Here is a 12,540-nt window from a genome sequence, read left to right as displayed (position 1 = left end):
CCGGAGCAAGGATAGGTCGGTTCAGAAGGCGTCGCCGGGTACGCGCACCCAGCCTTCCATGAGGATTCGCGCGCTGCGGCTCATGATCGCCTTGGTCACCGTCCATTCGCCGTTCGCCTGGCTGGCCTCGGCGCCCACTCGCAGGGTGCCGGAGGGATGGCCGAAGCGTACCGCGCTGCGTTCGCCGCCGCCGGCGGCGAGGTTCACCAGGGTGCCGGGAATGGCTGCGGCGGTGCCGATGGCCACCGCCGCGGTACCCATCATCGCGTGGTGCAGCTTGCCCATGGACAGCGCGCGGACCAGCAGGTCGATATCGCCGGCCGCCACCAGCTTGCCGCTGGCGGTGCGGTAGTCGCGGGGCGGGGCGACGAAGGCGATCTTCGGCGTGTGCTGGCGGGTCGCGGCTTCCTCGGGGGTCTTGATCAGGCCCATGCGCAGGGCGCCGGCGACGCGGATCCGTTCGAAGCGCGCCAGTTGCTGCGGGTCTCCGTTGATCTCTTCGCGCAGCTCGGTGCCGCGGTAGCCGATCTCCTCGGCATTGACGAACACCGTGGGAATCCCGGCGTTGATCATGGTCGCCTTGAAGGTACCGACCCCCGGCACCTCCAGATCGTCCACCAGGTTGCCGGTGGGGAACATGGCGCCGCCGTCCTCGCCGTCGTCGGACGGGTCGAGGAACTCCAGCACGATCTCGGCCGCCGGGAAGGTCACTCCGTCCAGCTCGAAGTCGCCGGTTTCCTGGACTTGGCCGCCGCTCACCGGCACGTGGGCGATGATGGTCTTGCCGATATTGGCCTGCCAGATGCGCACCTCGCAGATGCCGTCTTCCGGTATCCGCGCCGGATCCACCAGCCCGGCGTGCAGGGCGAAGGCGCCGGCCCCGGTGGAGAGGTTGCCGCAGTTGCCGCTCCAGTCGACGAAGGGCTTGTCGATGGAGACCTGGCCGTAGAGGTAGTCGACGTCATGGCCCGGCTGGCTGCTCTTCGAGAGGATCACGCACTTGCTGGTGCTGGAGGTGGCGCCGCCCATCCCGTCGATGTGCGCGGCATAGGGGTCGGGGCTGCCGATCACCCGCATGAACAGCCGATCGCGCGCCTCGCCGGGGACCCGGCAGGATTCCGGCAGGTCTTCCAGGCGGAAGAACACGCCCTTGCTGGTGCCGCCGCGCAGGTAGGTGGCGGGGATGCGGATCTGGGGTGGGTGGGCCATGCGTCGTCGTCCTCGGCAATCGAATTCAGGGGCAGCGGCTGCGTTCGACAGCCGCTGCCGGTCGTCGGCGGATGACGCTATGCGTCGTCCGTCCTACCAGGGTGTTTCGCCGGCACCATCAGGCGCCGGCCGCCTCCAGGAAGTCCTGGGCGAAGCGTTGCAGTACGCCGCCGGCTTCGTAGATGGAGACTTCCTCGTCGCTGTCCAGGCGGCAGGTCACCGGCACTTCGAGCCGCTCCCCGTCGCGCCGGTGGATGACCAGGGTCAGGTCGGCGCGCGGCCGGCGAGCGCCGAGCACGTCGAAGGTCTCGCTGCCGTCGATCCCCAGGGTCAGGCGGGTGGTACCCGGCTTGAACTCCAGCGGCAGCACGCCCATGCCGATCAGGTTGGTGCGGTGGATGCGCTCGAAGCCCTCGGCGACGATCGCCTCCACCCCGGCCAGGCGCACGCCCTTGGCTGCCCAGTCGCGCGAAGAACCCTGCCCGTAGTCGGCGCCGGCGACGATGATCAGCGGCTGCTTGCGCTCCATGTAGGTCTCGATGGCTTCCCACATGCGCATCACCTTGCCTTCCGGCTCGACCCGCGCCAGCGAACCCTGCTTCACGCTGCCGTCGGCGTTGCGCACCATCTCGTTGAACAGCTTCGGGTTGGCGAAGGTCGCGCGTTGTGCGGTGAGGTGGTCGCCGCGGTGGGTGGCGTAGGAGTTGAAGTCCTCCTCGGGCAGGCCCATTTTCGCCAGGTATTCGCCCGCCGCGCTGTCGGCGAGGATCGCGTTGGACGGCGACAGGTGGTCGGTGGTGATGTTGTCCGGCAGCACCGCCAGCGGGCGCATGCCGCGCAGGGTGCGTTCGCCGGCGAGGGCGCCTTCCCAGTACGGCGGGCGGCGGATGTAAGTGCTCGTCGGGCGCCAGGCGTAGAGCGGGTCGACCTTCTCGCGCTCGCCGTGGGTGATGTCGAACATCGGGATGTAGACCTGGCGGAACTGCTCGGGCTTCACCGCCGCCCTGACCACCGCGTCGATCTCCTCGTCGCTCGGCCAGAGGTCCTTCAGGCGGATCTCCTTGCCGTCCACCACGCCGAGCACGTCGCGCTCGATGTCGAAGCGGATGGTCCCGGCGATGGCGTAGGCCACCACCAGCGGCGGCGAGGCGAGGAAGGCCTGCTTGGCGTAGGGGTGGATGCGCCCGTCGAAGTTGCGGTTGCCGGAGAGCACCGCGGTGGCGTACAGGTCGCGCTCGACGATCTCCTGCTGGATCGCCGGGTCGAGGGCGCCGGACATGCCGTTGCAAGACGTGCAGGCGTAGGCCACCACGCCGAAGCCGAGGGCTTCCAGGTGCGGCAGCAGGCCGGCTTCGCGCAGGTATTCGGTGACCACCTTGGAGCCGGGTGCCAGCGAGGTCTTCACCCATGGCTTGCGGACCAGGCCGAGGCGGTCGGCGTTGCGCGCCAGCAGGCCGGCGGCGATCACGTTGCGCGGGTTGCTGGTGTTGGTGCAACTGGTGATCGCGGCGATGATCACCGCGCCGTCCGGCATCAGGCCCTCGGCTTCCTCGGCGCGGGCCCGCTCGAGGTTGCCGGCGATGCCTTTCGCCGCCAGTTCGCTGGTGGCGACCCTGGCGTGCGGATTGGACGGGCCGGCCATGTTGCGCACCACGCTGGACAGGTCGAACTTCAGTACCCGCTCGTACTCGGCGTCGACCAGGCTGTCGGCCCAGAGTCCGGCGGTGCGCGCATAGGCCTCCACCAGGGCGACCTGCTCGTCGTCGCGGCCGGTGAGGCGCAGGTAGTCGATGGTCTGCTGGTCGATGGCGAACATCGCCGCGGTGGCGCCGTATTCCGGAGCCATGTTGGAGATGGTCGCGCGGTCGCCGAGGGTCAGGCTGGAGGCGCCTTCGCCGTAGAACTCCAGGTAGGCGCCGACCACCTTCTGCTTGCGCAGGAACTCGGTCAGGGCCAGCACCACGTCGGTGGCGGTGATGCCCGGCTGGCGACGGCCGCTCAGCTCGACGCCGACGATGTCCGGCAGGCGCATCCAGGAGGCGCGGCCGAGCATCACGTTTTCCGCTTCCAGGCCGCCGACGCCGATGGCGATCACGCCCAGGGCGTCGACGTGCGGGGTATGGCTGTCGGTGCCCACGCAGGTATCGGGGAAGGCCACGCCGTCGCGCGCCTGGATCACCGGCGACATTTTCTCCAGGTTGATCTGGTGCATGATGCCGTTGCCCGGCGGGATCACGTCGACGTTGCGGAAGGCCTGCTTGGTCCAGTCGATGAAGTGGAAGCGGTCCTCGTTGCGGCGGTCCTCGATGGCGCGGTTCTTGGCGAAGGCCTCGGGGTCGTAGCCGCCGCATTCCACCGCCAGCGAGTGGTCGACGATCAGTTGCACCGGCACCACCGGGTTGACCTGGGCCGGGTCGCCGCCCTTGTCGGCGATGGCGTCGCGCAGGCCGGCGAGGTCGACCAGCGCGGTCTGCCCGAGGATGTCATGGCAGACCACCCGCGCCGGGTACCAGGGGAAGTCGAGGTCGCGCTTGCGCTCGACCAGTTGGCGCAGCGAAGCCTCCAGGGTCGCCGGGTCGCAGCGGCGCACCAGGTTCTCGGCGAGCACGCGGGAGGTATAGGGCAGCTTGGCGTAGGCACCGGGCTGGATCGCCTCGACCGCCTCGCGGGCGTCGAAGTAGTCCAGGCGGGTGCCGGGGAGCGGTTTGCGGTGTGCGCTGTTCATGGCTCGGACTCAATCACGGGGTGTTCGGAAGCGTGTCGCTCGCGCCGTGGCGCAGCCCACGCCGGTCTTTCGAATTCTGGGTGCGGCAACCGTCCGGCGCGCTCGCGTTCGGCGCGCCGGACGGCGTGGATCAGCGTTGCTCCAGCGGCACGAACGCGCGCTGCTCGACGCCGGTGTACTCGGCGCTCGGGCGGATGATGCGGTTGTTGGCGCGCTGTTCGAAGACGTGGGCGGTCCAGCCGCTGGTCCGCGAGCAGACGAAGATCGGCGTGAACAGCTTGGTCGGGATGCCCATGAAGTGATACGCCGAGGCGTGGTAGAAGTCGGCATTGGGGAACAGCTTCTTCTGCTCCCACATGGTCTTGTCGATGGCTTCGGAAACCGCGAACAGGACCTTGTCGCCGACCTCGTCGGCGAGCTGCTTCGACCAACCCTTGATCACTTCGTTGCGCGGGTCGGAATCCTTGTAGATGGCATGCCCGAAGCCCATGATCTTGTCCTTGCGCTCGAGCATCTTCAGCAGCTCGGCGGTGGCTTCCTGCGGCGAAGAGAAGCGTTCGATCAGTTCCATCGCCGCCTCGTTGGCGCCGCCGTGCAGCGGGCCGCGCAGCGAGCCGATGGCGCCGGTGACGCAGGAGTACAGGTCGGACAGGGTCGAGGCGCAGACCCGCGCGGTGAAGGTGGATGCGTTGAACTCGTGCTCGGCGTAGAGGATCAGCGAGACGTTCATCACCTTCACGTGCAGCTCGCTGGGCTTCCTGCCGTGGAGCAGGGCGAGGAAGTGCCCGCCGATGGTCGGCTCGTCGCTGTTGCAGTCGATGCGCTGGCCTTCGTGGGTGAAGCGGTACCAGTAGGTCATGATCGCCGGGAAGGCGGCGAGCAGGCGGTCGGCGACGTCGCGCTGCTGGTCGAAGCTCAGCTCGGGTTCCAGGGTGCCGAGGACCGAGGCGCCAGTGCGCATCACGTCCATCGGGTGGGCGTCCTTGGGAATCCGTTCGAGAACTTCCTTCAGCGCCTGCGGCAGGTCGCGCTGGCCCTGGAGCTTCTTCAGGTAGGCGTCGAGCTGTTGCTTGTTCGGCAGTTCGCCGTAGAGCAGCAGGTAGGCGACTTCCTCGAAGATCGCCGCCGCCGCCAGGTCGCGGACGTCGTAGCCACGGTAGGTCAGGCCGGCGCCTTCCTGGCCGACGGTGGACAGGGCTGTCTGACCGGCCACCTGGCCACGCAGGCCGGCGCCACTCAGTACTTTTGCTTCAGCCATTGCTCTCTCCTTTCTTGAACTTTTTCTGGATGCTGCAACTCGGTTTCACGGGGTTCGCGGACCGGCGCTCAGGCGCACGCCGGGCTCGATGTTCAGGCGTTCTTCTTCTGCGCGAAGAGCGCGTCGAGCTTCTGCTCGAAGCTGTGGTAATCGATGCGATCGTACAGCTCCATGCGGGTCTGCATGGTATCGATCACATTCTTCTGGGTGCCGTCGCGACGGATCGCGGTGTAGACGTTCTCCGCCGCCTTGTTCATGGCGCGGAAGGCCGACAGCGGGTAGAGCACCAGGGACACGTCGGCGGAGGCCAGTTCGTCGGTGGTGAACAGCGGGGTGGCGCCGAACTCGGTGATGTTGGCCAGCACCGGCACCTTCACCGCGGCGGCGAATTCCTTGTACATGGCCAGTTCGGTCATGGCTTCCGGGAAGATCATGTCGGCACCGGCCTCGACACAGGCGCAGGCGCGGTCGATGGCGGCCTGCAGGCCTTCCACGGCCAGCGCGTCGGTGCGCGCCATGATCACGAAGGAGTCGTCGCTACGGGCATCGACGGCGGCCTTGATGCGGTCGACCATCTCCTGCTGCGAGACGATCTCCTTGTTCGGCCTATGGCCGCAGCGCTTGGCGCCGACCTGGTCCTCGATATGCATCGCGGCGGCGCCGAACTTGATCATCGACTTCACCGTGCGGGCGACGTTGAACGCCGAGGAGCCGAAGCCGGTGTCGACGTCCACCAGCAGCGGCAGGTCGCAGACGTCGGTGATCCGGCGCACGTCGGTGAGCACGTCGTCGAGGCCGCTGATACCCAGGTCCGGCAGGCCCAGGGAACCGGCGGCGACGCCGCCGCCGGACAGGTAGATGGCCTTGAAGCCGGCGCGCTTGGCCAGCAGGGCGTGGTTGGCGTTGATGGTGCCGACCACCTGCAGCGGGTGTTCGGTGGCCACGGCTTCGCGGAAGCGCTGGCCGGGGGTAAGGGACGTCTGGCTCATCACGGACCTCTTAGACGGTGGAGGAAGCGGAGGCGAGCTTCGCCGGCTGGGGTTCCAGCTGGCGCTCGATATTGCGGCGCGACGCACTGATGTGGCGGCGCATCAGCAGCTCGGCCAGTTCGCCGTCACGGTCGGCGATGGCGTCGAGAATGCGGTGGTGTTCGGCGAAGGCCTGGCGCGGCCGGTTCGGCGTGGTCGAGTACTGGATGCGGTACATCCGCACCAGTTGGTAGAGCTCGCCGCAGAGCATGCGGGTGAGAGTGGCGTTGCCGCTGCCCTGGATGATCCGGTAGTGGAAGTCGTAGTCGCCTTCCTGCTGGTAATAGCCGCGCCCGGCCTGGAACGCCTCGTCGCGCTCGTGGGTGTCGAGCACTCGGCGCAACTCGTCGATCTCGGCCTGGCTCATGCGCTCGGCGGCCAGTCGGCAGGCCATGCCTTCCAGGGACTCGCGGATCTCGTAGAGCTCGATCAGCTCGGCGTGGCTCAGCGACACCACCCGCGCCCCGACATGCGGCACCCGCACCAGCAGGCGCAGGCCTTCCAGGCGGTGGATCGCCTCGCGCAGCGGGCCGCGGCTGATGCCGTAGGTGCGCGCCAGCTCCGGCTCGGAGATCTTGCTGCCCGGCGCGATCTCGCCGCTGACGATGGCGCTCTGGATCTTGCGGAAGACGTGTTCCGACAAGGTCTCTCCGTCGTCATGGGCAATCTCGAGAGGGGGCGGGTTCTGGGTCATGGTACTGGCTGTCCGGGTCGATGTGTCGACAATGTTTGCGAAAGCTACCGCCTGGATTGCGTGGGGTCAATCATTCGTCGCTTGATTGTCGACAATCGTCTAATGCATCGCTGGTCTATGCTTTCCCCTCCAGCCGCTGTGCCAGGAGAGAGTTTCGTGGGCATCTATGACCGTTACGTGTTGCCGCGCCTGATCGACTTCGCCTGCGGCATGGGCGACGTGATGAAGCAGCGTTCGCTGCTGGTGCCGCGCGCCCATGGGCGGGTGCTGGAGATCGGTCTGGGCACCGGGCTCAACCTGGGCTTCTACGACGCGGCGAAGGTGTCGGCGATCGTCGGCGTCGACCCGGCCGCGCAAATGCAGGCGCTGGCCCGCGAGCGCGCGGCGCAAATCGGCATCCCGGTGGAAATGGTCGCCCTCGAGCTTGGCGAGATCCGCGCCGAGGCGGAAAGCTTCGACACCATCGTCTGCACTTTCACCCTTTGCTCCATCGCCGCGCCGCTGCCGGCGCTGGGCGAGATGCGTCGGGTGCTGAAGCGTGGCGGCGAATTGCTGTTCTGCGAGCACGGGCGCGCGCCGGACGCCTCGGTGCTGGCCTGGCAACGGCGCCTGACGCCCTGGTGGAAACCGCTGGCCGGCGGTTGCCATCTGGACCGCGACATGCCGGCCTTGCTGCGCGAGGCCGGCTTTCGCATCGACGAGCTGGAACAGGGCTACCTGCCCGGGCCGCGGCCGATGACCTACGTCTACCGCGGCGTCGCGCGCTGAATCCGGGCGGCCCTCAGAGCGCCTTGGGCAAGGGCGCGAACAGCGCGTCGATATCGGCCTCGTCGAGCTTCCAGCCGTCGCCGTTGCCTTCGCTGAACAGGCCGTCGGCGAGGGCGGCCTTTTCCTGCTGCAGGTGCTGGATCTTCTCTTCCACCGTGCCGCGGGCGATCAGCCGGTAGACGAACACCGGCTTGTCCTGGCCGATGCGGTAGGCGCGGTCGCTGGCCTGGTTCTCCACCGCCGGGTTCCACCAGGGATCGTAGTGGATCACGGTGTCCGCCGCGGTCAGGTTGAGGCCGACCCCGCCTGCCTTCAAGCTGATCAGGAACACCGGCACCTTGCCGCTCTGGAAGCGCTGTACCGGGGCGCGGCGGTCGCGGGTCTCGCCGGTCAGCAGGACGTAGTCGACGCCGCGCTGGCGCAGGGCGTCCTCGATCAGCGCGAGCATCGAGGTGAACTGCGAGAACAGCAGGACCCGGCGACCCTCGGCGATCAGTTCGTCGAGCATGTCGAGCAGGTAGGCCAGCTTGCCCGAGCTGAGCGCCCGGCCGCTGCGCGCGCCGTCTTCCTGGCGTTGCAGCAGGCGCGTGTCGCAGCAGACCTGGCGCAGCTTGAGCAGCGCCTCGAGGATCACGATGCGGCTGCGCGCCAGGCCGCGCCGGGCGATCTCCTCGCGGACCTTGCGGTCCAGCGCCAGGCGCACGGTTTCGTAGAGTTCGCGTTGCGCCTCGCTGAGTTCGACGAACTGGGTGAACTCGCTCTTCGGCGGCAGTTCCGAGGCCACCTGTTCCTTGGTCCGTCGCAGCAGGAACGGCCGCAGGCGCGCGGCCAGGTGACTGAGGCGTGCCTCGTCGCCGTGCTTCTCGATCGGCGTGCGGTAGTCCTGGGCGAACTGGCGGGCGTCGCCGAGCCAGCCGGGCATCAGGAAATGGAACAGCGACCAGAGTTCGCCGAGGTGGTTCTCCAGCGGCGTGCCGGTCAGGCACAGGCGATGCCGTGCCGCCAGCTCGCGGGCGGCGACGGCGGCCTTGGTGGTGGCGTTCTTGATGTTCTGCGCCTCGTCGAGGATCAGCAGGTGGAACCGCCGCTTGCCCAGCTCGGCGGCGTCGCGTGGCAGCAGGGCATAGGTGGTCAGCACCAGGTCGTGCTCGTCGATGCGGGCGAAGTCGCGGCGCCGGCCGGCGCCGTGCAGGGCCAGCACGCACAGATCGGGGGCGAAGCGCTCGGCCTCGTCCAGCCAGTTGGGGATCAGGCTGGTGGGCATCACCACCAGCGCCGGCGTGTCGAGCCGCCCGGCCTGCTTTTCCAGGAGCACGTGGGCCAGCGACTGCAAGGTCTTGCCCAGCCCCATGTCGTCGGCCAGCACGCCGCCGCTGTCGAGTTCGCGCAGGGTCTGCATCCAGCTCAGGCCTTCGAGCTGGTAGGGCCGCAGTTCGGCGCGCAGGCCTTGCGGCGGGGTCGCCGGACGAGCCTGGAAACTGCGTAGGCGGCGGGCGAAGTCGCGCAGGTTGTCGCCGCCTTCCCAGGCCAGCGGCAACTCGTCGAGATCGGCCAGGCGCGCCGCGTCCGGTGCGCCCAGGCGCAGCTTGCGCTGCGGTTCGGGGTCGCCCAGGTAGAAGTCGGAAAGCGCCGCCAGCACCGGCTTCAGGCGGCCGAAGGGCAGCGCCACGCGCAGCGGCGGGTTGAGTTCCAGGCGCAGCACCAGTTGCTCTTCGTCGGCGTGCCGGGCGAGGGCGCGCGGATCGAGCAGGGCCGGACTGCGGCGGATCAGTTCGGTCAGCGCCGGCAGCAGGCTGACCCGCTGGCCGGCGACCTGGATGCCCAGTTCCAGCTCGAACCACTGGCGGTCGTCGGCTTCCTCGACCTCGGCGTACCAGGCGTCGATGGGCGTCAGGTCGTAGGCGAAGTCGGCGCGGATGTCGATGAACCAGCCTTGCTGGCGCAGGCGCGGCAGGTCGTCCTGCATGAAGTGCAGCCAGGCGTTGTCGCCGGGCAGTTCGAACATCTCGCCGGCGCTCTCCTCGAGCGCGTCGCTGCGCCGGGTCGCCGGCTTGAAGCCGAGGCGGCGCAGGGTCTCGCGGTATTCCTGCTCGTGCGCCGGACGCCGTTCGATACGCCGCTGGGCCTCCCGTGGCTCGCTGCCGGGACGCCCGGAAACCGCCTCGCCGGCATAGATGAAGGCCAGCGCCGCACGGTGCCGGGAAATGCTCTGCATGCGTCCGCTGCGCAGGTCGTAGCCGCTGTGCACGTGGCTGCCGAGGGTCAGCCGCGCATACGGCCGGGCCGGGTCGATGGCCAGGCTGAGCTGGGTGTCTGGGGCGGAGGGTGAAGTCATCCGGTATGTCCTTCGGCGAAACCAGCCGAAACCGCAAACAGCCGATATTACCAAGCTCGGCGCGCTTGCGCAGAGCGGAGATGGACGTATGGCGCGGCGGACGAATGCGACGGGATACGACCCGCACTCGTCGGACCCCGGCAATCCCTGGCGCGACGCGACCTGGCGGTCGTCTGGAGCAAGTACAAATGCGAACGTAATTGAGATACAGTCGCAAACCTTCCGAATCGACGACCGCCTCGCCACCCGCGAGCGCGGCGTCGCCGTGCCAGCCAGACGAGGTAGCGACGATGCAAGGCCCTGTTTCCACGCGGGACGCCGCCCCATGACCAGCCAGGCCCTGGCCGGCGGACTGTCCGTCACCGGCCGCATCCTCGTCGCGGTCCTGCTTGGCTACGCGCTGGCCTATGCGGTCACCGCCTGCCTGAGCATCTACCTGCCGCTGCCGCGTCCCGACCGGGTCTCGTTCGGCAGCCTCGGCTGCTTCGCCGTGTGGGTCGCGGCCATCGTCTACGTCTTCGCCGCGCGCAGCGCCTGGCGCGCCTGCTGGGTGCTGGCGCTGGCCAGCCTGGCGCTGGGCGGCCTGGCCTGGCTCGGCCTCGACTACGGAGCGCGTCCATGAACCTGCGTCAATCGATGTCCGGCCTGCATACCTGGTCGGGGCTGCTGGTCAGCTGGCTGCTGTTCGTCATCGTCTTCGCCGGCAGCCTGGCCAGCTTCGACAAGGAGCTGACCCGCTGGATGCAGCCGGACCTGCACCTGCCCGGCGCGCAGTCGCTGGGCGCCGACCAGGTGCGCGACTGGTTGCGCCAGCGCGCCCCCGATGCCCATGCCTGGTGGATGCTGCCGCCGAGCGAGCGGGCGCCCTACTGGAACGCCGGCTGGGAGCCACGCGACGGCAGCGAGTTCAAGGTCTTTCAGCTGGACGCGGTGAGCGGCCAGCCGCTGCCGAAGACAGTCGGCGGCGAGTTCTTCTTCACCCTGCACTACGACCTGCACGCCGGCATGGTCGGCCTGTACATCGTCGGCATCGCCGGGATGCTGATGCTGGTGGCGCTGGTCAGCGGGACCATCGTGCACCGGCGGATCTTCAAGGACTTCTTCACCCTGCGCCCGCAGGCGGCGCGGCAGCGCGCCTGGCTCGACGCGCACAACGTGCTGGGGGTGATCGGCCTGCCGTTCCACCTGATGATCGCCTACACCGGCCTGGTGATCTTCATCGTCTACTACATGCAGGCGGGCCTGCAGGTGGTCTACCAGAACGATGGCGAGCGCTTCTTCCATGAAGTGCAGGGCTCCTACGAACGCGAGGAAGTCGGCCGCCCGGCGGGGCCGCCGGCGTCCATCGACGGCCTGATCGTCGAGGCCGGCAAGGTCTGGGGCGACGGCGGCGCGCCGGGCTGGATCAGCGTCCACCATCCCTATGACGAGGCGGCCACCGTGGACATCCGCCGGCGCGACGCCTCGCGCATCCTCGACGACCAGCGCACGGTCAACTTCGATGCCTCCAGCGGCGAACTGCTGCATGCCCAGCCGTCCTATGCGCCCGGCTACGCCACCTACGGCTGGCTGACCGGCCTGCACATGATCCAGTGGGGCGGCCAGTTGGTGCGCTGGATGTACCTGTTGCTCGGGCTGTCCGGGGCGATGATGATCTTCGGCGGGTTGCAGGTCTGGCTGGCCAAGCGTGAGGTCCGCGGCAGTCGTGGCGTTGGTCTGGTGCGGGCGCTGAACCTGGCGGTCTGCGGCGGCCTGCCGCTGGCCAGCCTGGCGCTGCTGTGGGGCAACCGCCTGCTGCCGACGCAACTGGCCGGCCGCGATACCTGGGAGATCCGCGTGTTTTGCGCCAGTTGGGCGCTGGTCGCGCTGTGGGCCATCGTCCGCCGCAACAGCGGGACCCTCGGTCGCACGCAACTGCGCCTCGCCGCCGTGCTGGCGCTGGGCCTGCCGCTGCTCGGCCTGCTGCGTAGCCCGGAAGGCAACCTGTTGGCCAGCCTGCAGCGCGGCGACTGGGTGCTGGCCGGCGTCGACCTCAGCCTGCTGGGCCTCGGCCTGCTCTGCGCCTGGCTAGGTTGGCGACGTCGGCAAGCGTCGAGCAAGCCCGTCCGGCGACGCCTGAACGTCCAGGAGGTGGCCTGATGCTGCTGGTCTTCGGCCTCAACCTGCTGGCCTTCACCGCTCTCTGCCTGGCCATGAACCGCCACCACAAGAACCTTCTCGGCCACGAGCCGTCGGTTTCCCGGGTGCTTCTGCTACGCGGCGTGGCGCTGCTCGACCTGGGCCTGGCACTGGCCTTCTCGATCCACCGGCAGGGCGTGGAGATCGGCATCGTCTTCTGGTCCTGCCTGCTGATGCTGGCGGCCGGCACGCTGGTCCTGCTGCTCGCCTGGCGGCCACGCTGGGCATTGCCTTGCGCCGCCGGAGTGCCGTTGCTCGGCGGGGTGCTGGCGCTGCTGCGCTGAAGGGCGCGCCGCCCATCCGTGCCTCGGGGGCGGTCCGGTCCAGCGTCTATGCTGGTGGTCG

10 protein-coding genes are annotated in these 12,540 nt (G+C 68.7%); 4 read left to right on the top strand and 6 right to left on the bottom strand.

Annotation, left to right across the window (positions count from 1 at the left end):
• Positions 1-21: 21 nt before the first annotated feature.
• From prpF to LE197_RS19505, 5 genes are all read right to left on the bottom strand, one after another.
• Positions 22-1,209: a 2-methylaconitate cis-trans isomerase PrpF gene (gene prpF, locus LE197_RS19525; protein WP_003103056.1), complete on the bottom strand. Its 1,188-nt coding sequence runs from the start codon at positions 1,207-1,209 to the stop codon at positions 22-24.
• Positions 1,210-1,327: 118 nt separating this feature from the next.
• On the bottom strand, positions 1,328-3,934 hold the full coding sequence (acnD, locus tag LE197_RS19520; RefSeq protein WP_003085627.1) for a Fe/S-dependent 2-methylisocitrate dehydratase AcnD: 2,607 nt from the start codon (positions 3,932-3,934) through the stop codon (positions 1,328-1,330).
• Between the two features lie 130 nt (positions 3,935-4,064).
• Positions 4,065-5,192, bottom strand: a complete 1,128-nt coding sequence (gene prpC, locus LE197_RS19515) for a 2-methylcitrate synthase (protein WP_003085628.1) — start codon at positions 5,190-5,192, stop codon at positions 4,065-4,067.
• Between the two features lie 92 nt (positions 5,193-5,284).
• Complete coding sequence (prpB, locus tag LE197_RS19510; RefSeq protein ID WP_003103044.1) at positions 5,285-6,181, bottom strand: methylisocitrate lyase; 897 nt, start codon at positions 6,179-6,181, stop codon at positions 5,285-5,287.
• Between the two features lie 10 nt (positions 6,182-6,191).
• Entirely contained in the window at positions 6,192-6,914 is a 723-nt protein-coding gene (locus LE197_RS19505; protein ID WP_003085635.1) for a GntR family transcriptional regulator, read from the bottom strand.
• A 117-nt stretch (positions 6,915-7,031) separates the two neighbouring features.
• Here LE197_RS19505 and LE197_RS19500 point away from each other — a divergent pair, with 117 nt between their 5' ends.
• Positions 7,032-7,682, top strand: a complete 651-nt coding sequence (locus LE197_RS19500; protein WP_003118644.1) for a class I SAM-dependent methyltransferase — start codon at positions 7,032-7,034, stop codon at positions 7,680-7,682.
• 13 nt (positions 7,683-7,695) lie between these two features.
• Here LE197_RS19500 and LE197_RS19495 read toward each other — a convergent pair whose 3' ends face one another.
• Complete coding sequence (locus LE197_RS19495; protein WP_073666422.1) at positions 7,696-9,687, bottom strand: DEAD/DEAH box helicase; 1,992 nt, start codon at positions 9,685-9,687, stop codon at positions 7,696-7,698.
• A gap of 655 nt (positions 9,688-10,342) precedes the next feature.
• Between LE197_RS19495 and LE197_RS19490 the strand changes: the two genes are divergently transcribed.
• From LE197_RS19490 to LE197_RS19480, 3 genes are read left to right on the top strand one after another with little or no spacing between them, the layout of a single operon-like run.
• A complete protein-coding gene (locus tag LE197_RS19490) occupies positions 10,343-10,639 on the top strand; it encodes a DUF3649 domain-containing protein (protein WP_016561570.1) in 297 nt (98 codons plus the stop codon).
• Positions 10,636-12,156 carry a PepSY-associated TM helix domain-containing protein gene (locus tag LE197_RS19485; protein ID WP_003103038.1) on the top strand — a complete coding sequence of 507 codons (1,521 nt, stop codon included), beginning with the start codon at positions 10,636-10,638 and terminating at the stop codon, positions 12,154-12,156. Before LE197_RS19490 ends, LE197_RS19485 begins: the two co-directional genes overlap by 4 nt.
• The gene (locus LE197_RS19480) at positions 12,156-12,479 is read left to right on the top strand and encodes a DUF3325 domain-containing protein (protein ID WP_003145747.1); all 324 of its coding nucleotides are present in this window, start codon (positions 12,156-12,158) and stop codon (positions 12,477-12,479) included. The genes LE197_RS19485 and LE197_RS19480 overlap by 1 nt, the downstream gene beginning before the upstream one ends.
• The last annotated feature ends 61 nt before the right edge of the window (positions 12,480-12,540 follow it).

Source organism: Pseudomonas sp. PS1(2021), assembly GCF_020405165.1.
In the GTDB taxonomy this organism is placed as follows: Bacteria; Pseudomonadota; Gammaproteobacteria; order Pseudomonadales; family Pseudomonadaceae; genus Pseudomonas; species Pseudomonas aeruginosa.
This window is presented reverse-complemented; position numbering and strand designations above follow the sequence as displayed.